20 protein-coding genes and 1 pseudogene are annotated in these 26043 nt (G+C 65.8%); 18 read left to right on the top strand and 3 right to left on the bottom strand.

The genetic code is table 11. The features are described 5' to 3' along the window. Positions 1-77: 77 nt before the first annotated feature. Positions 78-2759, bottom strand: coding sequence for a [protein-PII] uridylyltransferase (locus E0702_RS08635; RefSeq protein WP_132042861.1), 2682 nt, complete (start codon positions 2757-2759; stop codon positions 78-80). Between the two features lie 4 nt (positions 2760-2763). Further along, positions 2764-3555, bottom strand: a complete 792-nt coding sequence (gene map / locus E0702_RS08630; protein ID WP_132042859.1) for a type I methionyl aminopeptidase — start codon at positions 3553-3555, stop codon at positions 2764-2766. A gap of 320 nt (positions 3556-3875) precedes the next feature. Between map and rpsB the strand changes: the two genes are divergently transcribed. From rpsB to tilS, 18 genes are all read left to right on the top strand, one after another. Next, complete coding sequence (gene rpsB, locus E0702_RS08625) at positions 3876-4625, top strand: 30S ribosomal protein S2 (RefSeq protein ID WP_132042857.1); 750 nt, start codon at positions 3876-3878, stop codon at positions 4623-4625. 163 nt (positions 4626-4788) lie between these two features. Continuing rightward, a complete protein-coding gene (gene tsf / locus E0702_RS08620) occupies positions 4789-5658 on the top strand; it encodes a translation elongation factor Ts (protein ID WP_132042855.1) in 870 nt (289 codons plus the stop codon). Between the two features lie 112 nt (positions 5659-5770). Next, positions 5771-6532, top strand: a complete 762-nt coding sequence (gene pyrH, locus E0702_RS08615; RefSeq protein ID WP_132042853.1) for a UMP kinase — start codon at positions 5771-5773, stop codon at positions 6530-6532. Positions 6533-6536: 4 nt separating this feature from the next. Next, positions 6537-7094, top strand: coding sequence for a ribosome recycling factor (frr, locus tag E0702_RS08610; RefSeq protein ID WP_132042851.1), 558 nt, complete (start codon positions 6537-6539; stop codon positions 7092-7094). A gap of 58 nt (positions 7095-7152) precedes the next feature. Further along, positions 7153-7941, top strand: a complete 789-nt coding sequence (gene uppS / locus E0702_RS08605) for a polyprenyl diphosphate synthase (RefSeq protein WP_132042849.1) — start codon at positions 7153-7155, stop codon at positions 7939-7941. Beyond that, positions 7934-8734, top strand: a complete 801-nt coding sequence (locus tag E0702_RS08600) for a phosphatidate cytidylyltransferase (protein ID WP_132042847.1) — start codon at positions 7934-7936, stop codon at positions 8732-8734. Before uppS ends, E0702_RS08600 begins: the two co-directional genes overlap by 8 nt. A 1-nt stretch (position 8735) precedes the next feature. Further along, on the top strand, positions 8736-9935 hold the full coding sequence (ispC, locus tag E0702_RS08595; protein WP_132042845.1) for a 1-deoxy-D-xylulose-5-phosphate reductoisomerase: 1200 nt from the start codon (positions 8736-8738) through the stop codon (positions 9933-9935). Between the two features lie 48 nt (positions 9936-9983). Then, complete coding sequence (gene rseP, locus E0702_RS08590) at positions 9984-11342, top strand: RIP metalloprotease RseP (protein ID WP_132042843.1); 1359 nt, start codon at positions 9984-9986, stop codon at positions 11340-11342. A gap of 89 nt (positions 11343-11431) precedes the next feature. Further along, positions 11432-13777 carry an outer membrane protein assembly factor BamA gene (gene bamA, locus E0702_RS08585; protein ID WP_240721700.1) on the top strand — a complete coding sequence of 782 codons (2346 nt, stop codon included), beginning with the start codon at positions 11432-11434 and terminating at the stop codon, positions 13775-13777. Between the two features lie 60 nt (positions 13778-13837). Further along, positions 13838-14317, top strand: a complete 480-nt coding sequence (locus E0702_RS08580) for an OmpH family outer membrane protein (protein ID WP_132042841.1) — start codon at positions 13838-13840, stop codon at positions 14315-14317. 18 nt (positions 14318-14335) lie between these two features. After that, the gene (gene lpxD, locus E0702_RS08575; RefSeq protein ID WP_132042839.1) at positions 14336-15373 is read left to right on the top strand and encodes a UDP-3-O-(3-hydroxymyristoyl)glucosamine N-acyltransferase; all 1038 of its coding nucleotides are present in this window, start codon (positions 14336-14338) and stop codon (positions 15371-15373) included. Between the two features lie 100 nt (positions 15374-15473). Next, the gene (gene fabZ / locus E0702_RS08570) at positions 15474-15917 is read left to right on the top strand and encodes a 3-hydroxyacyl-ACP dehydratase FabZ (protein WP_132042837.1); all 444 of its coding nucleotides are present in this window, start codon (positions 15474-15476) and stop codon (positions 15915-15917) included. After that, positions 15914-16681 carry an acyl-ACP--UDP-N-acetylglucosamine O-acyltransferase gene (gene lpxA, locus E0702_RS08565; RefSeq protein ID WP_132042835.1) on the top strand — a complete coding sequence of 256 codons (768 nt, stop codon included), beginning with the start codon at positions 15914-15916 and terminating at the stop codon, positions 16679-16681. The genes fabZ and lpxA overlap by 4 nt, the downstream gene beginning before the upstream one ends. A gap of 2 nt (positions 16682-16683) precedes the next feature. Further along, positions 16684-17904: a lipid-A-disaccharide synthase gene (gene lpxB / locus E0702_RS08560; protein WP_132042833.1), complete on the top strand. Its 1221-nt coding sequence runs from the start codon at positions 16684-16686 to the stop codon at positions 17902-17904. Then, positions 17901-18539: a ribonuclease HII gene (gene rnhB / locus E0702_RS08555; protein WP_132042831.1), complete on the top strand. Its 639-nt coding sequence runs from the start codon at positions 17901-17903 to the stop codon at positions 18537-18539. Before lpxB ends, rnhB begins: the two co-directional genes overlap by 4 nt. Before the next feature lie 182 nt (positions 18540-18721). Then, the gene (gene dnaE, locus E0702_RS08550; RefSeq protein ID WP_132042829.1) at positions 18722-22225 is read left to right on the top strand and encodes a DNA polymerase III subunit alpha; all 3504 of its coding nucleotides are present in this window, start codon (positions 18722-18724) and stop codon (positions 22223-22225) included. Between the two features lie 163 nt (positions 22226-22388). Further along, a complete protein-coding gene (gene accA, locus E0702_RS08545) occupies positions 22389-23342 on the top strand; it encodes an acetyl-CoA carboxylase carboxyl transferase subunit alpha (RefSeq protein ID WP_132042827.1) in 954 nt (317 codons plus the stop codon). A gap of 22 nt (positions 23343-23364) precedes the next feature. Continuing rightward, a complete protein-coding gene (gene tilS, locus E0702_RS08540; RefSeq protein WP_132042825.1) occupies positions 23365-24642 on the top strand; it encodes a tRNA lysidine(34) synthetase TilS in 1278 nt (425 codons plus the stop codon). An 8-nt stretch (positions 24643-24650) separates the two neighbouring features. Here tilS and E0702_RS08535 read toward each other — a convergent pair. After that, a pseudogene (locus tag E0702_RS08535) lies at positions 24651-25625 on the bottom strand (Ppx/GppA phosphatase family protein); the annotation flags it as partial. Positions 25626-26043 lie beyond the last annotated feature (418 nt).

Below are 26043 nucleotides of genomic sequence, written 5' to 3'. Positions count from 1 at the left end.
GTCGTCGTTATGATGTGTCGCGGGGTGAACGCAGGAGGCTCGATTATAGGGAAGGCCAGGGAAGGCCTCAAACGCGGCTAGCCTGAGACATCCAGCACCTCCTCCAGGCGCTCGCGCAGGCGCGCCTGGCGCTCGGGGTCGGTGAGGGGGCGGCCGGTCTTGTCGGTGATGAAGAAGACGTCCTCTACCTTCTCGCCCAGGGTGGCGATCTTGGCCGCGGAGAGGGCGATGTCCTGCTCCATGAAGATGCGGCCGACTCGAGCCAGCAGGCCGGGGCGGTCCGGGGCGATCAACTCCAGCAGGGTGCGCTCGTTGGCCGGGTCCTGCTCGATGATTACTTGGGTGTGGACCTTGAAGTGCCTGAGCTGACGCGGGGTGTGACGGGTGACGATCTGCGGGTAGTCGTCGGGATCGTCGAGCTCCTCGACCAGATGGGCGCGAATCTCCTCCAGGCGCACCGGGTCGCGAATGGGGCGCCCCTGGTCGTCGAGCACGATAAAGGTGTTCAGTGTCCAGTCGTTGCTGGAGGTGGCGATGCGCGCATCGTGGATGGAGAGGCCGAGCTGGTCGAGGGCGGCGGCGGTGGCGGCGAAGAGGTCATCCACCGAGCGGGTGTGGATAAACACCTTGGTGCCGCCCTCGACCATGCCGTCTGCCGGGGCGCTGAGCAGGATCAGCGGCAGCTGGCTCGCCCCGTGGGCGAGGATGCCCTGGGACTGCCAGGCGATCTCGCTGGGGGCGTACTGCAGGAAGTACTCCTCGCCCAGCGACTCCCACAGGCGCTGCACTCGGTCCATGTCGGCCCCCACCGCTGCAAGCAGCGAGAGGGCCTCGTCGCGGGTCTCGTTGACCCAGTCGTTGCGCTCCAGGGGGTTCTCCAGGCCGCGACGCAGGGCGCGCTTGGTCTCGGCATGAAGTTGGCGCAGCAGCGAGGCGCGCCAGCCGTTCCACAGGCTGGGGTTGGTGGCATTGATATCGGCAACGGTCAGCACGTACAGGTAGTCGAGGCGCGTCTCGTCGCCGACCAGGCGGGCGAAGTCGGCGATCACGTCCGGGTCGGTGATATCGCGCTTCTGGGCCACCATCGACATGGTCAGATGCTGCTCCACCAGCCAGCTTACCAGGCGGGTATCCCGCGGGGAGAGGCCATGGCGCTCGGCGAAGGCCTCTACGTCCCGGGCGCCGAGGATCGAGTGGTCGCCGCCGCGGCCCTTGCCGATATCGTGGTAGAGCCCGGCGATCCACAGCAGCTCCAGCTTGGGCAGCTGGTGGATGATATTGGCGGCCACCGGGAAGGTCTCGCGGGCCTCGGGCTTGCGGAAGCCGTGGATAAACTTCAGCAGGTGCAGGGTGTGGGCGTCCACGGTGTAGATATGGAACAGATCATGCTGCATCAGGCCAATGGCACGGCCGAACTCCGGCAGGTACTTGCCCAGCACGCCATAACGGTTCATGCGCCGTAGCTGACGCGCCACGTTGCCACCGGAGCGCAACAGCTCCATGAACAGGCTCTGGTGGCGCACGTCATCGCGGTAGAGGTCATCGATCAGGTGGCGGTGATCACGGATCTGGCGGATGGTGTCGGCACGTACCCCTTCGATGCCGGGGTGCTCGGCCATCAGCAGGAAGAGCTCGAGCAGGGCCGAGGGGCGGTCGCGGAAGACGGTTCGCGAGCGCGCCTGGATAAAGCCATCCTTGACCTCGAAGCGCTCATTGAGTGGTTCGACCGGCAGTACCTCGCCGGCATGCAGGATCGCCTCGTCGAAATGCTGCAGCAGCATGTCGTTGAGGCCCGCCAGGGCCGTGATATGGCGGTAGTAGCGCTTCATGAACTGCTCGACGGCGAGACGCTCCGGCGTGTCACGAAAGCCGAACAGTTCGGCGATGGTACGCTGGTGGTCGAACAGCAGGCGGTCCTCGGCCCGGCCGGCAAGCATGTGCAGGGCGTAGCGCACCTGCCACAGGAAGGCCTGACCCTGGCTCAGGATACGCAGCTCGGCGTCGTTCATGAAGCCGGCGGCCACCAGGTCGCTGTAGCGTTCGCTGCCGAAATGTCGCTTGGCGACCCAGCCGATCATCTGGATATCGCGTAGCCCGCCGGGCGCGCTCTTGATATTGGGCTCCAGGTGGTACTCGGAGTTGTTGTGGCGCTGGTGGCGGCTGATCTGCTCCTGCCACTTGGCCTCGAAGAAGTGCTTCGCCGGCCACACGCGATCGGCGGCCAGGCGTGCCTTCATCGACTCGCGCAGCCGTTCGGGGCCGGCGACGGTGCGGCTCTCGAGCAGGTTGGTGATGACCGTGAGGTCGGCCCTGGCCTCGCGTTCGCAGTCGTCCAGCGAGCGCACGCTGTGCCCGATCTCCAGGCCGATGTCCCACAGGAAGGTGATAAAGGCCGTCAGCGGCTCGCGATAGGGTGCGTCGTCGTCGTGCTGGAGCAGCAGCAGGAGGTCGACATCGGAGTAGGGGTGCAGCTCGCCGCGGCCATAGCCGCCCACGGCGAGCAGGGCCACGCCGTCATCGGGCCAGGCGTGGTGTTCCCAGGCCACCGCCAGCAGCCGATCCAGGCACCAGGCGCGACCATGGACGAGGTCGCGAATATCGGCTCCGGCGCGAAACCGCTCGTCGAGGCGCGCCTGGATCTCGCGAAGAGCGGCCTTGAATGGCGCGATCAGCGAGTGGCTGGCGGAGAGCTCCGCCCGGAAACCGTCGACGTCGAACAGAGACTCGTCCGGCGTGAAGCGGTAGTGGTGGAGCAGCATTGGCTCAGGGCTCGAGGAAGGAGAGGTCTTCGTCGCTGCGCGCGGTGAGCACCTCGACGCCGGACTCGGTGACCAGCAGGGTGTGCTCCCACTGAGCGGAGAGGCTGCGGTCGCGGGTCACGGCGGTCCAGCCATCACGCAACACCTTGGTGCGGTAGCCTCCCACGTTGATCATCGGCTCGACGGTCAGGCACATGCCGGCGGCGAGTTCGATATCTGCCTCGGGGGCATAGCCATCGTAGTGCAGCACCTGCGGGTCCTCGTGGAAGCTGGCGCCGATGCCGTGGCCGCAGAAGTCGCGCACCACGGAGTAGCCGTTGGCTTCGGCATGCTTCTGGATGGCGCGGGCAAGCTCCGAGAGGCGCACGCCGGGGCGCATCAGCGCCATGCTCTTGTAGAGACACTCCTGGGTGATGCGGCACAGGCGCTCGCCCTGGATGTTCTCGCCGACCACGTACATCACGCTGGAGTCGCCATGATAGCCATCGGCGGTCTTCACGGTGATATCCAGGTTCATGATGTCGCCGTTCTTGAGCTTCTTGGCGTCGTCGGGGATGCCGTGACACACCACGTGATTGATCGAGGTGCACACCGACTTGGGAAAGCCATGGTAATCGAGAGGGGCGGGGGTCGATCCCAGCTCTTCGACGATAAAGTCGTGACACAGGCGGTCGATCTCGCCGGTGGAGATGCCGGCCTTGATATAGGGGGTGATCATCTCGATCACACGGGCAGCCTGGCGGCCCGCCTCACGCATCTTCTCGATCTCGTCGGGCGTCTTGATGGGTACGTTCATGGGGTCTCGGATTTGGGGGTGGAGGGCGTCCGCGATAGCCATTCACGCGCGCGGACTGCTTCATCTCGGGCTTATTCCATGGTATAAAGCTGCGCGCCTTCCTGCAATCGTCGAGCCTTCGTGGCAGCGTGTCTTGTGATCCTCGGATCGCCCAGCCGTGCCGGAAATCTTCGATAGCGAAGGTGCCAATCAACATAACGCCTTGAAAACACACATGCACCGGCACATGGTCCCGGGTGCCGCAGCGTCTCTTCCTGGAGGGGTAGCGGTCGGATCCATGGGGTGCATGGAGGCCTAACCCGATATTTCAGGAGTCATCCATGGCACACGTCAATATGCGTGACCTGCTCAAGGCAGGTGCCCACTTCGGTCACCAGACCAAGTACTGGAACCCGAAGATGAGCAAGTTCATCTTCGGTGCACGCAACAAGATCCACATCATCAACCTCGAGCACACCCTGCCGGCGCTCAACGAGGCCATCGATGTGGTCGAGAAGATGGCGGCGGCGAACAACAAGATCCTGTTCGTCGGCACCAAGCGCAGCGCGAGCAAGATCATCAAGGAAGAGGCCACTCGCGCCGGTCAGCCGTTCGTCAACCATCGCTGGCTTGGCGGCATGCTGACCAACTACAAGACCATTCGCGTCTCCATCAAGCGTCTGCGTGACCTCGAGGCCATGCACGAGGACGGCACCTTCGACAAGCTGACCAAGAAGGAAGTGCTGATGGCGACCCGCGAGCAGGAGAAGCTCGAGCGGTCCGTGGGTGGTATCAAGGAGATGGGTGGTCTGCCCGACGCCCTGTTCGTGATCGATGTCGACCATGAGCGCATCGCCATCAACGAGGCGAACAAGCTGGGCATCCCGGTCATCGGTGTGGTGGATACCAACTCCGACCCGGATGGCGTCGACTATGTGATCCCCGGCAACGATGACTCCATCCGCGCCATCCAGATCTACGTCAAGTCCATCGCCGATGCCTGCGCGCGTGCCAAGGAAGGTCGTCCCGACGAGTTCGTCGAGGTGACCGAAGAGGCCGCCGCTCAGGAAAGCGACAGCGCCGCCGAGTGATCGCGGCCCGTCTGATCGACGGCGGCCGTCGGCCAGTCATGCTGCTGACAGCGCTGTTGGTTGGACGAGAAGGGGGGCCGCGGCCCCCTTTCTTCTCCGAATTTTCGAAATCTCCGCCACGGGGGTTTCGGCCCACTACCCGAGATATTCAGAGGTGACACCCATGGCAGCTATCAGCGCCTCACAGGTCAAGGAACTGCGCGAGCGTACCGGGCTCGGCATGATGGAGTGCAAGAAGGCCCTCACCGAGACCGGCGGTGATATCGAGCAGGCGATCGAGAACCTGCGCAAGAACTCAGGCCTCAAGGCCGCCAAGAAGGCCGACCGCACCGCCGCCGAAGGCGTCGTGGTGACTCGCGTGGCCGAAGACGGCAGCTACGGGGTGATGATCGAGATCAACTCCGAGACCGACTTCGTCGCTCGTGATGACAACTTCACGGCCTTCGCCGCGAAGATCGCCGATGCCTTCTTCGCCGCCAAGAGCGAGGACGTGGCCGCCGTGATGGCAGGCGACCTGGAGACCGCTCGCGAGCAGCTGGTCCAGAAGATCGGTGAGAACATCGATGTGCGTCGCAGCGTGGTGGTCGAGGCCGGCGACGGCAACCTGGTCGGTGAATACGTCCACGGTGGCCGTATCGGCGTGCTGACCAAGCTCAAGGGCGGCAGCGCCGAGGCGGCCAAGGACGTTGCCATGCACGTCGCCGCCATCAACCCGGCCGTGGCACGCCCCGAGGACATGCCCCAGGAGCAGCTGGACGCCGAGAAGGCGATCATCCTGGCGCAGCCCGATATGGCCGGCAAGCCCGAGCAGATCGCCGAGAAGATGGTCCAGGGTCGCCTCAAGAAGTACCTGGCCGAGAACAGCCTGACCGAGCAGCCTTTCGTCAAGAACCCGGACCAGAGCGTGGCCGAGTTCGTCAAGGCCGCCGGCGGCGAGGTGATCGGCTTTACCCGCTTCGAGGTGGGTGAGGGCATCGAGAAGGAAGAGGTCGACTTCGCCAAGGAAGTGATGGAACAGGCCAAGCGCAGCTGAGGTCAGAAGTTCCGCTACAGTGATGGCGTGCGCGCGAGCGCACGCCTTCGCGTATCCGGCCGGTCGAACCGGCCACCCCGTCATGCCACCCCAGATGCCAGGAGATGTTGCCATGTCCACCGCCGAACACCTCGAAGCCCCCGCCAAGCCACGCTCTCAGAAGTCGAAGTACAAGCGTATCCTGCTCAAGCTCTCCGGTGAGGCGTTGACCGGGGATGCCGAGTTCGGCATCGATCCCAAGGTGCTCGACCGCATGGCGCTGGAGATCGGGCAGCTGGTCGGCATCGGTGTCCAGGTGGGTATCGTGGTTGGAGGTGGCAACCTGTTCCGAGGTGCCGCCCTGCACGAGGCCGGCATGGAGCGAGTCACCGGTGACCACATGGGCATGTTGGCCACGGTGATGAATGCCCTGGCCATGCGCGACGCCCTGGAGCGCTCCAATATCCGTTCGCGGGTGATGTCGGCGATTCCCATGAGCGGCGTGGTGGAGCACTATGATCGGCGTACCGCCATTCGCTACCTGACCTCCGGCGACGTGGTGCTGTTCTCCGCGGGGACGGGCAATCCGTTCTTTACTACCGACTCGGCGGCCTGCCTGCGCGGCATCGAGATCGATGCCGATGTGGTGATCAAGGCCACCAAGGTGGACGGGGTGTATGACAAGGACCCGGTCAAGTATTCGGACGCGGTGAAGTATGACCAGCTCAGCTACGATGATGCGCTGGACCAGAAGCTCGGTGTCATGGATTTGACCGCCATCTGCCTGGTGCGGGACCATGACATGCCGGTACGCGTCTTCAACATGAACAAGCCTGGCGCCCTGCTCAACCTGGTGGTGGGCGGCGAGGAAGGCACGCTGATAGACAGAGGCTGATATCGTGATCAATGACATCAAGAAGGACGCAGAGAGCCGCATGAAGAAGAGCGTCGAGGCGCTCCACGGCAACCTGAACAAGATTCGTACCGGGCGGGCCCACGCCAGCATCCTGGATTCGGTCACCGTCGAGTACTACGGCAGCCAGGTGCCCCTGAACCAGGTGGCGAACATCAATACCGAAGATGCTCGTACCCTCTCGGTCGTGCCCTGGGAGCAGAGCATGGTGCCCAAGGTCGAGAAGGCGATCATGACCTCCGACCTTGGGCTGAACCCGTCGACCGCCGGCAACAATATCCGCGTGCCGCTGCCCATGCTCACCGAGGAGACCCGCAAGGGCTACATCAAGCAGGCGCGCCACGAGGCCGAGAACTCCCGGGTGGCCGTGCGCAACGTGCGTCGTGATGCCAACGGTGATATCAAGTCCCTGCTCAAGGAGAAGGAGATCAGCGAGGACGAGCAGCGCCAGGCCGAAGAGGCGATCCAGAAGCTGACCGACAAGTACATCGCCGAGATTGACAAGACCCTGGAGTCCAAGGAACGCGACCTGATGCAGGTCTGAGGACATCCGCCCGGCCCGCTCGCGGCCGGGCGTGGCGACACACCCAAAGCGAGACCCCATGACGTCACCGCTCCCCCCCAGCGCCGGCACCCCTGTCGGCACTTCCACCGCCACCGAGCCCGGTCTGCCGCGCCACGTGGCGATCATCATGGATGGCAACAACCGCTGGGCGAAGGCCCGTGGCCTCTCCGGCGTACGCGGCCACCACGCCGGCGTCGAAGCCGTGCGGGCCACGATTCGACGTGCCGCCGAGCGCGGGGTCGAGGTCCTCACCCTGTTCGCCTTCTCCAGCGAGAACTGGAAACGCCCCAAGGCCGAGGTGAGCGCGTTGATGGAGCTGTTCCTGCTGGCGCTCAAGCGCGAGGTGAACAAGCTCCATGCCAACGGCATCCGCCTCACGGTCATCGGTGATCGCAGCGGTTTCTCCGAGGCGATTCAGGCGCATATCGCTCGCGCCGAGGCCAAGACCCGCGACAACACTCGCCTGCATCTGGTGATCGCCGCCAACTATGGCGGTCAGTGGGACCTCGCCCAGGCGGCGCGCCGCCTGGGGGAGCGGGTCGCCGCCGGCGAGCTCGCCCCGGAGGCCATCGACGAGGCGGCCCTGGCCGCAGAGCTGAACCTTGCCGGCGTGACGCCAGTGGATCTCTGCATCCGTACCAGTGGTGAGCAGCGCATCTCCAACTTCGTGCTCTGGGAGCTGGCCTATGCCGAGCTCCATTTCACGCAGCGTCTGTGGCCCGATTTCGACGCCGATGCCTTCGATGCCGCGCTGGAGGACTTCCGGCGGCGCAAACGGCGTTTCGGCATGACCGATGACCAGATTGACGAGGCCCAGGGTGCTTAGACAGCGCATTATTACCGCCGCCTGGCTGGCACCGCTGGTGCTGGCCGGCCTGTTCGGCCTCTCGGGGGGCGCCTTCGCGGGCTTTACCGCAGCCATCGTGCTGTTGGGGGGCTGGGAGTGGACCAACCTGGCCGGTATCGCCGGGCGTGCTCGGCGGCTGGGCGTTGTCGGACTTCTGGCCCTGACCATGGCGCTGCTTTGGGGTAGCGGCGGTGCTCAGGCCGTCTGGCCGCTGTGGCTGGGTCTGGCCGGCTGGGGGCTCAACCTCTACTGGGTCACCCACTATCCCGATCACACGCGTCAGTGGGCCTCATCTGCGCGGCGCCTGGCCATGGGCCTGTGGGTGCTGCTGCCGGCCTGGGTGGGGCTCAATGTGCTGCGCGAGACCGGTGGCATCTGGCTGCTGTTCGTGATGCTGCTGGTGTGGAGTGCGGATATCGGTGCCTACTTCGCCGGCCGCGCCTTCGGCCGACAGAAGCTGGCGCCGCGGGTCAGCCCCGGCAAGAGCTGGGAGGGCGTGCTGGGGGGCATGGCGGCCACGCTGGTACTGGCCCTGATATTCGCCTTCGCTCAGTCACTGACGCCGGTCGACGCCGTCCTGCTGGTGCTGACCACCCTGGCGGTAACGCTTGTCTCGGTGCTGGGTGACCTGCTCGAGAGCATGCTCAAGCGCCATCGTGGCATCAAGGATTCCAGTGCCCTGCTGCCCGGCCATGGTGGCGTGCTTGACCGTATCGACAGCCTGACCGCAGCCCTGCCGCTGTTCGCCCTTCTTGCACCGGGGGTGATCTAGCATGGGCAGCGACACCCGCCAGCGTCGCCAGGGGGTTACCGTGCTGGGCGCCACCGGCTCCATCGGCACCAGCACCCTGGATGTGATCGCGAGGCACCCGGAGCGATATCGGGTCCATGCCCTGACCGCCCACCGTTCCCGGGAGCCGATGCTGGCGCTATGCCGGCACCATCGGCCGGCGGTGGCGGTGCTCGAACGCGAAAGCGATGCCTGTTGGCTCCGCGAGCGTCTGGCCGAGGCAGGCCTCTCCACCGAGGTGCGCAGCGGACCCGAGGCGCTGGTGGAGGTCGCCGAGGCCGGCGAGGCCGACGTGGTGATGTCGGCCATCGTCGGCGCCGCGGGTCTGCTGCCGACGCTCGCCGCGGTGCGGTCCGGCAAGCGGGTGTTGCTGGCCAACAAGGAGGCCCTGGTGATGTCCGGGGCGCTGTTCATGGAGGCGGTGGTGCAGCATGGCGCGACTCTGCTGCCCATCGACTCCGAACATAATGCCATCTACCAGTGTCTACCTCAGGAGCATCGCGGCGGCCTGGCTCGTCATGGGGTGACTCAGCTGCTGCTGACCGCCTCCGGAGGCCCCTTTCGGGGGTGGGCGGCCGAGGCCCTGGCCGAGGTCACCCCGGCCCAGGCCTGTGCTCATCCCAACTGGAGCATGGGGCAGAAGATCTCGGTGGACAGCGCCACCCTGATGAACAAGGGGCTCGAGCTGATCGAGGCGTGCTGGCTGTTCGATGCCTCCCCCGACCAGGTTCAGGTGGTGGTGCATCCGCAGAGCGTGATCCACTCCATGGCGGCCTACAGCGATGGCTCGGTAATCGCCCAGCTCGGCAACCCCGATATGCGCACGCCCATCGCCTATGGACTGGCCTGGCCCGAGCGCATCGATGCCGGCGTCCAGTCGCTGGACCTGTTTTCCGTGGCGCGCCTCGATTTCGAGCCGCCCGACGAGGCGGCCTTTCCCTGCCTGCGACTGGCGCGTGACGCCATGGCGGCGGGAGGGACGGCGCCGGCGGTGCTCAATGCCGCCAACGAGGTGGCGGTGGCGGCCTTTCTGGCCGGCAGGCTGCCCTTCACCGGCATCGCCGAGCTGGTGGCGAGGGTGCGCGATGCCGAGCCGGTGCAGCCGGCCACCGAGCTTGAAGCGATTCTCGCGGCCGATGCCCAGGCGCGGCGTGCCGCCGAGAGGCATCTGGCACGCCTGTGAGGCGAGGCCGAAACGTCATGGCGTCTACGATGTCAGGAGGAGAGTGACTTGGGCGTGATCCAGAATATCCTGGCCGTGGTCGTGGTGCTGGGCCTGCTGGTGACCTTTCACGAGTTCGGCCACTTCTGGGTGGCACGGCGCTGTGGTGTGAAGGTGCTGCGTTTTTCGGTAGGCTTCGGCACGCCGATCTGGTCGCGGCATGATCGCCACGGCACCGAGTACGCCATCGCCGCCATCCCGTTGGGTGGCTACGTCAAGATGCTCGACGAGCGCGAGGGCGATGTGCCCCCCGACGAGCTCGACCGCGCCTTCAATCGCAAGAGTGTCTGGCAGCGTATCGCCATCGTGGCCGCCGGGCCTCTGGCCAACTTCCTGCTGGCCCTGGTGGCGTACTGGATGCTGTTCGTTGCCGGCACGGTAACGGTGGCGCCGGTGATCGGCGAGGTGACGCCAGGCTCCCCCGCCGAGCGGGGCGGGTTGAGGGTCGATCATGAGATCACCGCTGTTCAGGGTGAGGCCGTGCGTTCCTGGGAGGAGATCAATCTCAAGCTGGTGGCGGCCATCGGCGAGCCCGAGGCACTCTCCATCGCCACCCGGCCGAATGCCAACGCCGAGCCGCGCGAGCACCGAGTGCCGGTAGACAACTGGCTGGTGCGTCAGGATCCGCCCCAGCCTCTGGCCACGCTTGGCGTGACACCCTGGCGGCCGCCGATACCGGCGGTGCTGGATCAGGTGGTTGCGGGCGAGGCCGCGGCGCTGGCGGGCCTCGAGGCGGGGGACGAGATCCTCCGCGTGGACGGCCAGCCGGTGGATGGCTGGCGCGACTTCGTCGAGAGCGTGCGCGCCCACCCCGGTGAGCCGCTCGAGCTCGAGGTGAGTCGGGAGGGGCGGCGGCTGACGCTGACCGTCACGCCAGGCCGCCGCGAGCTGGATGAGGGCGTCAGCATCGGTTATGTCGGTGCCGGGGTGGTGCCGGTGGAGTGGCCCGAGGAGTACCGTCGCGAGATCCGCTACGGGCCGGTGGCCGCGGTGGGCGAGGCCTTCTCGCGAACCGGCGAGATGATCCTGCTCACCTTCGATGCGGTGCGCAAGATGCTGGTGGGGCTGATCTCACCCTCCAATCTCTCGGGGCCGATCACCATCGCCCAGATCTCCGGCGACTCGGCGCGTGCCGGCCTGGAGAGCTTTGTCAGTTTCCTGGCCTACCTGTCGATCAGTCTGGGGGTGCTCAATCTATTGCCGATTCCGGTGCTGGATGGCGGCCACCTGCTCTACTATGCCATGGAACTGGTTCGCGGCCGGCCGGTTTCGGAGCGCACTCAGGCCATTGGGCTACGCATCGGCCTGGCCCTGGTAGGTGGCCTGATGTTGATGGCGATCTATTTCGATCTGATGCGGCTCTGGTAGGCACTCCCTCGCCTTGTCAGTAGACTGCACAAATGTATAAGGTGCCTGTCTGGACAGGTTTGGCAGATCAACGCGAGCGAATCGATTGCATGAAAATCAAGACCATCGGACTGGCGGCGCTGCTGCTCGCCGGGGCCAGCGTGGCCCAGGCGGAACCTTTCGACGTTGCCGACATTCGGGTAGAGGGTCTGCAGCGCATCTCTGCCGCCTCCGTCTTCAACGCCTTTCCTGTCACCGCCCGTGATCGCGTCGACGAGCGTGAACTCGCCGAGGCCGCTCGCGAACTCTTCGCCACCGGCCTGTTCGAGGATGTCAGGCTGGCTCGCGAGGGCGATGTCCTGATCATTCAGGTGGTCGAACGCCCGACCATCAGCCGCCTCAACATCGACGGCAACCGCCAGCTCGACGATGACCAGCTACGCCAGGGCCTGCGCGAGGCGGGCCTCGACGAGGGGCAGGTCCTGCAGCTCTCCACCCTGGAGGAGATCGAGCGTGAGCTCGAGGGCGTCTATCAGGCCCAGGGCCGTTACAGCGCCAGTATCGAGACCAGCGTGCGCGAGATCGACGAGGGGCGGGTGCAGGTCGATATCGAGATCAATGAAGGGGCGGTGGCCAAGATCCGCCAGATCAATATCGTCGGCAATCGGGCCTTCGATGATGCGACCCTGCGTGAGGTGTTCGAGCTCAACGATCGCCCCGGTCGCATCTTCGGCTGGTTCTCCAAGGATGAGTATTCGCGGGAGGCCCTGGCCGGTGACCTCGAGCGCCTTCGCTCATTCTATCTGGATCGCGGCTATGTCAACTTCAACATCGAGTCGACCCAGGTCTCGATCAGTCCCGACAAGTCCGAGATCTTCGTCACCATCAATGTCGACGAAGGCGCCGAGTACCGCCTGGGCGACGTGCGCTTCGTGGGCGACCTGACGATCAGTGAGCGTGAGGCGCGTGAGCTGCTGAAGGTCACGCCCGGGGAGACCTTCTCCCGCAGCGAGGTGACCGCCTCCAGCGAGGCGCTGCGTGCACGCCTGGGGGCCGACGGCTTCGCCTTCGCCAGCGTCGATGGCATTCCCGAGACAGGCGCCGACGGCGAGACCGTCGACCTGGTGTTCCGGGTCGACCCGGGCCGTCGCGCCTATGTGCGGCGCATCGAGTTTGTCGGCAATACCACCACCATGGATGAGGTGCTGCGCCGCGAGATGGTCCAGATGGAGGGGGCGCCGGCCTCCACCGAGGCGATCAGCAAGTCCCAGCAGCGCCTCGAACGCCTGGGCTTCTTCAAGCAGGTCGAGGTCGAGACCCAGCCGGTGGCCGGCGAGCCCGACAAGCTCGACGTTACCTACAGCGTCGAGGAGCAGCCCTCCGGGTCGATCTCGGCGAGCATCGGCTTCTCCCAGAGTGCCGGGGTGATCTACGGCGTGGGCCTCTCGCAGAGCAACTTTCTGGGTACCGGCAACCGGGTGAATATTGGCGCCCAGCGCAGTGATACCTTCACCAGCCTCAACTTCGGCTTCACCGACCCCTACTGGACCATGGATGGCATCTCACGGGGCTATAACCTCTATTATCGCGAGTCCGACTACGAGGATTCCGATATCTCGACCTACTCCACCGATGCCTACGGGGCGGGGATCAACTTCGGTTATCCGATCAACGAGATCACGCGGCTGAACTTCGGCACCGCGGTGGAAGACCTGAGCATCAAGACCTACAACGATACGGCGTCCGAGATCAAGCGCTACGTCGATGATCAGGGTAGCGATGCCCAGGCGCTGAAGCTGACCGCCAGCTGGACCCGCAACAACCTTAACCGCGGCATCATGCCCACCGACGGCAGCTACCAGCGCCTGTCACTGGAGACCGCGGTGCCGGGCAGCGATGCGGAGTATGCCAAGTTGCGCGCCCAGGCTCGCCAGCTCTTCGCGCTGGATGACAACCATGACTGGGCGCTGAAGTTCAAGGGCGAGCTGGGCTATGCCGATACCCTGGGGGGTAGCGACCCCTATCCGTTCTACGAGAACTTCTATGCCGGAGGCCTGGGCTCGGTGCGCGGCTTCACCGGCAATACTCTGGGCCAGCCCACCACGCCGTCGGGCAACTCCACCCGTGATCGCACCCTGGGGGGTAACGTGCTGGTCCAGGGCAGTGCCGAGCTGATCTTCCCGACCCCCTTCGTGAGCGATCAGCGCTCGGTGCAGAGCTCGCTGTTCATCGACGGCGGCAATACCTTCTTGACCGACTGCTATCCCGTGGAGACGGACGCGAGCTCCAGCTGCAGCTCGGGGGTCGACCTCGGTGATCTGCGCTACAGCGTCGGCCTGGGCCTCTCCTGGCTGACCCCGGTGGGCCCCTTGACCTTCAGTATCGCCGAACCGCTCAATGACAAGAGCGGTGATGATACCCAGTTCTTCCAGTTCTCCCTCGGGCAGACCTTCTGATCCGGAGACGTACTCCCTTTACCCCTGGCCGCCATCGGCGGCCCCAACAGGAGTCCCACCATGCGCAAGTTGACCATTGCCCTCATCCTGCTGCTGTCCACCGCTGCCTTGCCGGCCCTGGCCGACGACGTGGCGGTGCTGGACTGGCGTCGTGCCTTGATGGAAACCGACGCGGCCCAGCGCTCCATGAGTGACCTGGAGAGTCGTGTCGGCAGCCAGCAGCAGCGTGCCCAGGCGCTCGAACAGGAGCTCAACCAGCTGCAGCAGCGCGCCGACAGCCTGACTGACAGCGAGCGCCAGCAGGCCAACCAGAAGGTCGCCGAGCTCAATCGTCTGATGGGAGAGGTCATGCAGGCGCGGCAGGAGTCGGAGCAGGCTTTGCTGCAGCGTGCCGAACCCAAGCTGCAGCAGGCGGTGGAGCAGATCATCGCCCGCCACAGCATTCAGGTGTTGGTGGAGCCCCAGGGGGTGCTGCATGCCGAGAGCGACCTGCAGAACGTCACCGCCGAGGTGACCGAGATCCTTAACAGCATGTTGTAACCGCGGCGGAACCTTGCCATGACGCGAAGCGCTACCCCCAAGATGACCCTGGGCGACCTGGCCGAACGACTCGGGGCGCGCCTGGTTGGCGATGCCGGGCGGGAAGTCAGTGGCCTGGCGACGCTCAATGCCGCCGAGCCGGGACAGGTGGCCTTTCTGGCCAACCGAGCCTATCTCAAGGACCTTCCCGGCACACGCGCCGCGGCGGTGCTGCTGCACCCCCAGCATGCCGAGAACTGCCCGGTGGATCGTCTCGAGCTCGACAACCCCTATCTGGGCTATGCCGCGGCGTCGCGGCTGTTCGACCCGCTGGTCGGCCGTGAGCCGGCCGGTATTCACCCCTCGGCGGTGGTGGATCCCACGGCCACCCTGGGCGCCCGAGTCGAGATCGGGCCGCTGGCGGTGGTCGAGGCCGGCGCCTGCCTGGGCGACGATGTCATCGTTGGCCCCGGCTCGGTGGTGGGAGCCGACACCACCATCGGTGCCGAGTCCCGACTGCATGCCAATGTCACGGTCTATCACGGCGTGGTGATCGGTCGGCGTGCGGTCCTGCACAGTGGTTGCGTGGTGGGCGGCGACGGCTTTGGCTTCGCCCACGATGGTAGTCGCTGGCACAAGATCGCCCAGCTCGGCGGGGTGGTGCTCGGGGATGACGTCGAGGTAGGCAGCTGCTCGAGCATCGATCGTGGCGCGCTGGGCGACACCCTGATCGGAAATGACGTCAAGATCGACAGTCAGGTACAGATCGCCCACAACGTGCAGATCGGCGAGCATAGTGCGCTGGCCGGTTGCGTGGGCATCGCCGGCTCGACGAAGGTGGGGCGCCACTGCATGCTGGGTGGTGGCGTGGGGCTGGCCGGTCACCTGACCCTCTGCGATGGCGTTCAGGTGACGGGCATGAGCCTGGTTACCAACTCGATTCATGAGCCGGGGGTCTATTCCTCGGGCACCGGCGCCATGAGCAATGCTCAGTGGCGAAAGAATGCAGTGCGTTTCAAGCACTTGGATGATATGGCCAAGCGGCTCGCCCGACTCGAGAAGGGGCGTGGCGCTTGAGGGCTCCGCGAGGGGCGCTATAATCCCCGCCTGACCGGCATGATCGCCGGCTCTCGCCTGTCGGGACGGCAGGCACCCCGAGACTTCAGAGGTTGTGACGATGGTAATGGACATCAACGAGATCCGTGAGTATCTGCCCCACCGGTATCCTTTTCTGCTGGTGGACCGGGTCACCGAGCTGGCCCTGGGCGAGACCATCGTTGCCTACAAGAATGTCAGCATCAATGAGCCATTCTTCAATGGCCACTTTCCCCACCACCCGATCATGCCGGGGGTACTGGTGATCGAGGCGCTGGCCCAGGCGTGTGGCATCCTCGGCTTCAAGACCGTCAACAAGCTGCCGGCCGATGGCTATGTCTACTACCTGGTGGGCAGTGACAACGTGCGCTTCAAGCGCCCGGTCATGCCCGGAGACAAGCTCGACCTGCGTGCCGATGTGGTGCGCGAGAAGCGTGGGATCTGGAAGTTTGCCTGCAAGGCCAGCGTGGCCGGTGAACTGGCCTGCGAGGCCGATATCATCTGCGCCGAGAGGAAGGTTGCTTGATTCATCCCACCGCCCTTATTGACCCCACCGCCAGGCTGGCTGATGACGTCGAGATCGGCCCCTTTACGGTGGTCGGTCCCGATGTCGAGATCGGGCCGGGTTCACGCATCGGCCCCCATGTCGTGATCAAGGGGCCTACGGTGCTCGGCGCACGCACGCGTATCTTCCAGTTCGCCTCGGTGGGCGAGGATTGCCAGGACAAGAAATATAACGGTGAGCCGACACGCCTGGTGATGGGCGATGACAATGTGGTCCGCGAGGGCGTCACCCTGCATCGCGGCACCATTCAGGATCGTGGCGAGACGACCATCGGCTCGCGCAACCTGTTCATGGCCTATGTACATGTGGGCCACGACTGCGTGATCGGCAGCGACTGCATCCTGGCCAACCAGGTGACCCTGGCCGGCCACGTCAAGATGGGAGACTTCGCGATTATCGGTGGGCTCTCCGCGGTGCACCAGTTCTGCCACTTCGGCACTCACGCCATGGCCGGCGGCGGCTCCATCATCACCAAGGACACTCCGGCCTTCGTGATGATCAACGGCAACCCCGCCCAGGTACACGGTCTCAACCTGGTCGGGCTCAAGCGCCGCGGTTTCTCCCGTGACGCCCTCAAGGCGCTGGGCGAGGCCTACAAGCTGGTCTATCGCCAGGGGCTTACCGTCGACCAGGCGCTGGTCGAGATTCGTCGCCGCTTTCAGGCTGTCGAGACCGAGGCCTTCGCCGCCTCCATTGAGGCCTCGACCCGCGGCATCGTCCGCTAGTCATGGACGGCGACGAGGGAAAGGGAAGCGCCGTGCAGCGTATCTACCTGGTGGCCGGCGAGCTCTCCGGCGATATCCTCGGTGCCGGCCTGATGCGCGCGCTCAAGGCGCGTCATCCTGATGTCGAGTTCCGCGGTATCGGTGGGCCGCGCATGATCAAGGAGGGCATCGAGAGCCGCTTTCCCCTGGAGACCCTGTCGGTGATGGGGCTGGTCGAGGTGCTCAGGCATCTGCCGCGGCTGGTCGGTGTGCGCCGCGAGCTCAGGCGCGATGCCCTGGCCTGGCAGCCCGATATCATGATCGGCATCGATGCCCCCGACTTCAATCTCGGCCTGGAGCGCCAGCTGCGCGAGGCCGGGGTGACCACCGCCCACTATGTCAGCCCCTCCGTATGGGCGTGGCGCCAGGGGCGAGTCAAGAGGATCGCACGCTCCGTCGACGCCATGCTCACCTTCCTGCCCTTCGAAGCCGCCTTCTATGCCCGCCACCGTGTCCCGGTGGCCTTCGTCGGCCACCCACTGGCCGATGAGCTGCCGTTGGAGAACGATCGCGCTGCCGCTCGCGCGGCACTCGGGGTGGCGACCACCGCCCCGGTGCTCGCCGTGCTGCCCGGCTCTAGGGCGAGCGAGATTCGCTTCCTGGGCGAGACCTTCCTCGCCGCCGCCGAACGGCTGTGTGCCGCTCGGCCCGAGCTGCGCGTGGTGATTCCGGCTGCGACCCCCCAGCGACGCGATGAACTCGAGGCTCTGCTCACCGCCCATCCCGCTCTCGCCGGGCGCCTGACGCTGGTCGACGGCAAGGCCCGGAAAGCCATGGTGGCCGCGGATGCCGTGCTGCTGGCCTCGGGTACCGCGGCCCTGGAGGCGATGCTCTGCCACCGGCCGATGCTGGTGGCCTACCGCATGGCGCCGGCCACTCACTGGCTGGCGAAGAAGCTGGTCAAGACCGAGTGGATCTCGCTGCCCAACCTGATTGCCCGGGAGAGCCTGGTGCCGGAACTGATCCAGGAGGAGGCGAACCCGGAGACGATCTCCGAGCGGTTAGGCGAGATGCTCGACGACGCACCGGGGCGTGAAGCCCTTGAGGCGCGCTTCGCCGCGATGCATGCCGGCCTGCAGCGCGATGCCAGCCGCCGTGCCGCGGAGACCATCGAGGCGCTGGTGGCGGGGAAGCCGTTGCCGGCCAGTGTCGCCCCCGCACGCGGCGAGGAGGCGGCGTCTTGACCCGGACGAAAGCGGCGAATGCCAGGCAGAAGAGTGACCTGCCGCCGCTGGTGGTCGACTACCGCGGGGAGCGGCTGGCCGGGGTCGATGAGGTCGGCCGTGGCCCCCTGGTCGGCAGCGTCGTGGCCGCCGCGGTGATCCTCGATCCGGCGCGGCCGATCAAGGGGCTGACCGATTCCAAGGCGCTGACGGCGAAACGCCGGGAGGCGCTTGACGCCGAGATTCGCGAGCAGGCCCTGGCCTTCGCGGTGGCAGAGGCTTCCGCCATCGAAGTGGATGAACTCAATATCTACCACGCCACTCATCTGGCCATGCGCCGTGCCATCGATGCCCTGGCCCCGGCGGCCGAATATCTGCTGGTGGACGGCAATCGTCTGCCCGGGCATCATGTGCCCGGCCAGGCGGTGGTCAAGGGCGACGCCCGTCATCCGGCGATCGGCGCGGCCTCGATACTGGCCAAGGTCGCGCGCGACGCCCAGATGCTGGCCCTCGATACCCGCCACCCCGACTACGGTTTCGCCCGCCACAAGGGCTATCCGACCCGCGAGCACCTGGCCGCCCTGGAACGCCTGGGGCCGCTGCCCGAGCACCGCCGCTCCTTTGGCCCAGTCAAGCGCCAGCTGGCGCTGTTCTGACCTTCTCGAGGGCTCCGAGAACAGCAGGAAGCGAGGAGCGCCGGGGACAGGTCGAAGGGGAGGTCCGAGGTCTGTCCCCGGATCAGCTCCGAGCGGAGCAGAGTGCGATTTCCACGTCATGTGCCAGATCCGATAGCCTGGCTTTCCGACAGATCTTTATACCGCCAAGCCCCGAGCCTTTTATGACCACGCCCTTTGTCCATCTGCGCGTCCATACCGAATACTCCCTGGTCGATGGCCTGCTACGCCTCAAGCCGCTGGTCAAGCAGGCGGCCGGGCTGGGCATGCCGGCACTGGCCGTTACCGACGAGGCCAACCTCTTCGGACTGGTCAAGTTCTATACGGCCGCCCAGGGCGCCGGTCTCAAGCCGATCATCGGTGCCGACCTGTGGCTGACCAACCCTCATGATGACGCTCACCCCTATCGGGTGACCCTACTGGCCATGAACGAGGTGGGCTACCGGCATCTGACCGAGCTGATCTCCCGGGGCTGGATGGAGGGGCAGCGGCTGGGCCAGGCGTTGCTCCAGCGTGACTGGGTGCTGGAGCGTAGCGAAGGACTGATCGCGCTCTCCGGTGGGCGTGAGGGGGAGGTGGGCCGCCACCTGCTCAGCGACCATCCCGATGAGGCTCGAGAGATTCTGGCGCAGTGGAATGAGGCCTTCCCTGGGCGCTTCTATCTGGAGCTGATGCGCACCGGTCGCCCGGGCGAAGAGGAGTGCCTGCACCTTTCGGTGGCGCTGGCCGCCGAGACCGGTACCCCTGTGGTCGCCACCAATGACGTGCGTTTTCTCGAGAAGGAGGACTTCTGGGCCCACGAGACTCGCGTGGCCATCGGCGAGGGCAAGGCGCTGGATGACCGGCGTCGCGAAAAGAAATACACCGAGGAGCAGTACCTGAAGAGCCCCGAGGAGATGGCGGCGCTGTTTGCCGACGTCCCCGAGGCGCTGACCAACAGCGTGATGATCGCTGCCCGCTGCAGTGTCGAGGTGCGCCTGGGCGAGATCTTCCTGCCCGAGTTCGAGATCCCCGACGGGCTGACCCAGGACGACTATTTCCGCAAGGTCTCCCACGACGGCCTCACCGAGCGCCTGGATTTCCTCTTTCCGCCCGAGCAGTATCCACGGGATGGTGCCGAGTACGCCGAGATCGATGCCCGCTATCGCCAGCGGCTCGACTTCGAGCTCGAGATCATCATCCAGATGGGCTTTCCCGGCTACTTCCTGATCGTGATGGACTTCATCCAGTGGGCCAAGGACAACGATGTGCCGGTAGGCCCCGGACGTGGCTCCGGTGCCGGGTCGCTGGTCGCCTATGCCCAGAAGATCACCGATCTCGATCCCATCGGTTACGATCTGCTCTTCGAGCGCTTCCTTAACCCCGAGCGGGTCTCGATGCCCGACTTCGACGTCGACTTCTGCATGGAGAAGCGCGACCGGGTGATCGACTATGTGGCGGATCGTTACGGCCGCGACGCCGTCTCTCAGATCGTCACCTTCGGCACCATGGCCGCCAAGGCGGTGGTGCGTGATGTGGCACGTGCCCAGGGCAAGCCCTACTCGCTGGGCGACAAGCTCTCCAAGCTGATCCCCTTCGAGGTCGGCATGACGCTGGCCAAGGCGATCGAGGCCGAGCCGGCGCTCAAGGAGTTCCTCGACAACGACGAGGAAGCCGCCGAGATCTGGGAAATGGCCCTCAAGCTGGAGGGCATCACTCGGGGCACCGGCAAGCATGCCGGTGGCGTGGTGATCGCACCGACCAAGCTCACCGACTTCTCGCCACTGCTCTGCGACGAGGACGGCTCGGGTCTGGTGGTGCAGTTCGACAAGAACGACATCGAGGATGCTGGCCTGGTCAAGTTCGACTTCCTCGGCCTGCGCACCCTGACCATCATCGATTGGGCGTTGGAGATGGTCGACAAGGTGCGGGCCGTCGAGGGACAGGGGCCGCTGAACATCGACACCATTCCGTTGGACGACGCGCCCACCTTCGAGATGCTCAAGCGTGCCGAGACCACGGCGGTGTTCCAGCTCGAATCCCGCGGAATGAAGGAGCTGATCAAGCGTCTGCTGCCTGACTCCCTCGAGGACATGATCGCCCTGGTGGCGCTGTTCCGTCCGGGGCCCCTGCAGTCCGGCATGGTTGACGACTTCATCAACCGCAAGCATGGCCGGGCCGAAATCTCCTACCCTCACCCGGACTACCAGCATGAACTGCTCGAGCCGGTGCTTGCCCCCACCTACGGCATCATCCTCTACCAGGAGCAGGTGATGCAGATCGCTCAGGTGATGGCCGGCTACAGCCTGGGGCAAGCCGACATGCTGCGACGGGCCATGGGCAAGAAGAAGCCCGAGGAGATGGCCAAGCAGCGCGCCGGTTTCATGGAGGGGTGCGAAGCCAACGGTATAGATGCGGATCTTGCAGGCAATATCTTCGACCTGGTGGAGAAGTTTGCCGGTTATGGCTTCAACAAGTCTCATTCGGCGGCCTACGCACTGGTCTCCTACCAGACGGCGTGGCTGAAGGCGCACTATCCCGGCCCCTTCATGGCGGCGGTGATCTCCACCGAGATGGATAACCTCGACAAGGTGGTGCCGCTGATCGAGGAGTGTCGCAACCTTGGGCTGACCGTGACGCCACCGGACGTCAATGTCGGCAGCTACAAGTTTAGCGTCGATGAACAGGCGCGAGTGATCTACGGCCTGGGAGCGATTCGCGGTGTGGGCGAGGGGCCCATCGGCGCCATCGTCGAGGCTCGCGAGGCCGGGGGGCCCTTCACTGATCTCTTCGACTTCTGCCGCCGTATCGATCCCAAGCGCATGAACAAGCGCACGCTCGAGGCGCTGATTCGCTCCGGCGCCCTGGATACCCTGGGGCCCAATCGTGCGGTGCTCACCGCCGCCCTGGACGATGCCCTCAAGGCCGCGGCCCAGACCCAGACCAACCAGAGCCTGGGCATGATCGACATGTTCGGGGAGGCCTTTGCCGAGCCCTCCGAGGAGGGTGACACCTACGCGGAGTATCGCGGAGTGCGCGAATGGAGCGACAAGCAGCGTCTCTCGGGTGAGAAGGACACGCTGGGTCTCTACCTTACCGGCCACCCCATCGACGAGTACGAGAAGGAGCTGGAGCGCTTCGTCTCCACCCGTATCGCCGACCTCAAGCCCTCTCGGGAGCCTCAGCGTGTCGCGGGGCTGGTCGTGGGGGTGAGAACCATGAAGTCCAAGCGTGGCGACACCATGGCCTTCCTGACCCTGGATGATCGCACCGGCCGCATCGAGGCGTCGCTGTTCGGCGAACTCTTCGACCAGGTGCGTGGCCAGCTCGAGACCGACCAGGTGCTGATCGTCGAGGGTGAGGTCTCCAGTGACGACTATTCGGGAGGGCTTCGCCTGCGTGGCAAGGAGATCACCCCCATGGTCGCCGCACGGACCCGTTACGGTCAGGCGGTGGAGCTCTCTCTGGACGGCTCGGCTGTCAACGGGCGACTGGTCGACTCGCTACGTGCAAGCCTCGACCCTCATCGCGATGCCGAGGGGCTACCGGTTCGGCTACGCTATCGCAATGCCCAGGCCACCGGCTGGCTGGAGCTGGCCGAGGAGTGGAGGGTGGCCCCGACCGATGAGCTGTTGATCGGCCTGCGCGAGGTCCAAGGCCAGGATGGGGTGCGGCTGAAATATCGCTGACGCCGAAAGGTGCCGGGCTCGCAGCTGTCCACGACGCTTCTCGCCCCTGTTCCTGCCGCCTTGCGTGTCGCGTTGAGGGTGCGATAATGCCTGTCACTTTCCTTTATACGTGCCGGTCGTGCCGCTTGTGGCGGCCGGCAGAACACCATAAGGCCAGCCGCCAATGAATCCCAACTATCTCGACTTCGAACAGCCCATCGCCGAGCTCCAGGCCAAGATCGAGGAGCTCAGGCTGGTCGGCAACGACAGCCAGGTCAGCCTCAGTGACGAGATCGAGCGCCTCGAGGAGAAGAGCCGCAAGCTCACCGAGTCGATCTTCAAGGACCTCACCCCGTGGCAGGTCTCGCAGCTCTCTCGGCATCCCCAGCGCCCCTACACCCTGGACTACCTGGAGCACGTCTTCAGCGATTTCGACGAGCTTCACGGCGATCGTCGTTTCGCCGATGATGCCGCCATCGTCGGCGGGGTGGCACGCCTCGACGACCGCCCGGTCATGGTGATCGGCCACCAGAAGGGGCGTGATGTCCACGAGAAGGTACGTCGCAACTTCGGGATGCCGCGTCCCGAGGGGTATCGCAAGGCGTGTCGACTGATGGAGATGGCCGAGCGCTTCGGCATGCCGGTGCTGACCTTTATCGACACCCCCGGCGCCTACCCCGGCATCGACGCCGAGGAGCGGGGCCAGTCGGAGGCCATCGCCTACAACCTGGGCGTGATGTCGCGCCTGCGCACGCCGGTGCTGGCCACCGTGGTGGGCGAGGGTGGCTCCGGCGGGGCGCTCGCCATCGGCGTCTGCGACGAGCTGGCCATGCTGCAGTACTCCACCTACTCGGTGATCTCCCCCGAGGGCTGCGCCTCGATCCTTTGGAAGAGCGCCGACAAGGCGTCCGATGCGGCCCAGGCCATGGGGATCACCGCCGAACGCCTCAAGGAGCTGGGACTGGTCGATACCCTGATCCCCGAGCCCCTGGGCGGCGCCCACCGCCAGCCGGAAGCCACCGCCGAGCGCGTCAAGGAGGCCTTGCTGGCCAGCCTGGAGCGTCTCGATGCCATGGATACCGATGCCCTGCTGGAGCGTCGCTATCAGCGCCTGATGAGTTATGGGGCGCCGGCGTAACGGCTCGCCTCCGGGTGCCGGCATGGACCTGCAGACCTTGATCGACAACGCCCTGGCGCAGACTGCGCCGGGGCGTTGTGTATGGGTAGCCCTCTCCGGTGGCCTGGACTCCTCCCTGCTGCTGACCCTGGCCGCCGATGCCTGTCGGCGTCACCCCCGTCCCCTTCGCGCGATTCATGTTCACCATGGCCTGCAGGCCGCCGCCGATGACTTCGAGGCCCACTGCCGGGGGCTGTGCGAGCGCCTCGAGGTGCCGCTCAGCGTGGCGCGGGTCGATGTCGACCTTGCCACCGGCCAGGGGCTCGAGGGCGCCGCCCGAGAGGCGCGCTACGCGGCCTTCGATCGGCATGTGGCGCCAGGCGAGAGCCTGATGCTGGCCCAGCATCGCGATGATCAGGCGGAAACGCTTCTGCTCGCCGCCCTGCGCGGGAGCGGGGTTCGCGGCCTGGCCGGCATGCCTGCCGAGCGAGACTGGCAGGGTCGGCGTCTGCTGCGCCCGTTGCTGGAGATCTCCCGAGCGCGGCTCGAGGCCGAGGCGACACGCCGTGGCCTCGCCTGGACGGAAGATCCCAGCAACGCGGCAAGCGATCAGGACCGTAATTATCTGCGCCATGCCATCCTGCCGCGTCTCGCCGAGCGTTGGCCCCAGGCCACTCGATCGCTGGGGCGCAGTGCAGCGCTCTGTGGCGAGGCCGATGGCTTGTTGGGGGAGCTGGCGGAGCTTGATCTGGTCTCCCTGAACGGCGATCCGGGCTGTCTGCCCCTCGATGCCCTGACTCGGCTGTCGTTGCCGCGTCGTCGCCTGCTGGTGCGTCACTGTTGTGGGCGGTTGGGGCTGGTGCTACCGCCGGCGCGTCGCCTGGAGAGTCTGCTGGCGCAGCTGCATGCGCGCCGAGACGCCGAGACGCGAATCACCTGGCCTGGCGGCGAGGCGCGAATATGGAGAGGCCATCTTTATCTGATGGCGTCGATGCACCCTTTCTCGGCCTTATGGCAGGTGGAGTGGGATGGCGCCTCGCCGCTTGTCACGCCCTACGGTCACTGTGAGGTCGCGCTGGCGGGGCCGGAGGGGGGCGGGCAGCCGTTGAGGGCCATGCCGCGCCGCGGTGGCGAGCGCCTGCGCCTGGCCGGGCGTGGACGACGCGACCTCAAACGGCTGCTTCAGGAGCTGGAAGTGCCGCCCTGGGAGCGCGAGCGGCTGGTGGTGATCCTGGCGGGGGAAACGCCGGTGGCGGTCCTCGTACCGGACACCGGGCGCTGGCTGGCGCTGGCCGAGGGGTGGCAGGCGGCCGCGCCCTAGTCGTGTAGCCCCACCAGGTCGTAGAGCACACCTTCGCGCAGGGCGCCATCGGTGTAGTCCATCTGCTCGAGCCCGAAGGCCTCGAAGATGGCGCCAAGTATCGCCATGCCCGCAGGGAAGACCCTTGCACGATCGGGCTTCAGCCCCTCCAGGGATACCCTGTCCAGATGCTTGAACTCGATCAGCCGGCGGCGCAGTTCGATCAAGCCCCCGCGGGTGATCTGCCCTTCCCGGCAGTCGCCACTCTTCGCCAGCACCGAGGCGGCGGCCTGGAGGGTGCCACTGGTGCCAATCGCCTGCTGCCACCCCAGTTCTCGATAGGCCGGACAGATCGCGGCCAGCTCGGAGAGGGCGGCCAGCTCAGCCCGGCGCATGCGCTGCTCGGTGATCTCGCCGTCGGCGAAGAAGCGGCGAGAAAAGGTCACGCAGCCCATGCTCAGACTCTCCAGCGCCAGTGGCGCGAAGCCTTCGCCGATGATGACCTCGGTGGATCCGCCGCCGATGTCGGTGACCAGTCGTCTGTTGGCTGATCCGAGAGCCTGGTCGTCGAGGTCACGGGCGGCGAGGGCATGGGCGGCGCCCAGGTAGATCAGGCGTGCCTCCTCGTGGCCGGAGATGATCTCGATCTGGTGCCCCAGTCGGGACCTGGCAAGTTCGATAAAGGCCCCGCTGTTGGTGGCCTCGCGCAGGGCGCTGGTACCCACGATGCGCAGGTGGCGCGGCGTGACACCCTCCAGCAGGGGGGCAAACTGTTCCAGGCACCGCAGGCCTCTTGCCATGCTCGCGTCGTCGAGGGTGCCGCTATCGTCGAGACCCGCGGCGAGCTGCACCTTCTCGCCGAGGCGCGAGATAATCTGCAGGCGGTGGTTCCGGTAGCCGGCCACCAGCAGATGAAAGCTGTTGGAGCCCAGGTCGATGGCGGCCAGGCGGGGGGCGCTGGTGCCATCCTGGGCGAGGGGAGCCGGGTCCTGTGGCGAGTTCATGAATCTTCCTTCGACGGGCCTCGAAAAAGGGTGCTGCCAAGCCGCGGCGCTGTCAATCGCCACGGATGGCAGGGCTTGCGTTCATCGGCGGGCTTGTCTAGTATCGAGGCGTTCGCCTGTTCCAAATGCTTTCCGACCGAACCGGCGATTCGTCTCGGTCACTTCCAAGTCGTCAGACAGCCCACTGCATCAGATCGTGTTCCCGGCCTAGCGGCCCCGAACCCCTGATCAGGTGAAATGAACCTGCTTCCTCGCTCTCGCTATCGGTTCGGCAGCCCCGTGCGGCCGACCGCCCATGGCCATACGACGCATCATGTCCAGAGGTAGCCTGTCCGGGCTCTGAACGCACCTACAGGGCGTCTTCTTCTCGCCTCCTGTCGCTTTTCCTCACGGCGCATGCCGCCCGGCTTACCAAGAG

It is taken from the genome of Halomonas marinisediminis, assembly GCF_004347715.1.
GTDB classification, from domain to species: Bacteria; Pseudomonadota; Gammaproteobacteria; order Pseudomonadales; family Halomonadaceae; genus Halomonas; species Halomonas icarae.
This window is presented reverse-complemented; position numbering and strand designations above follow the sequence as displayed.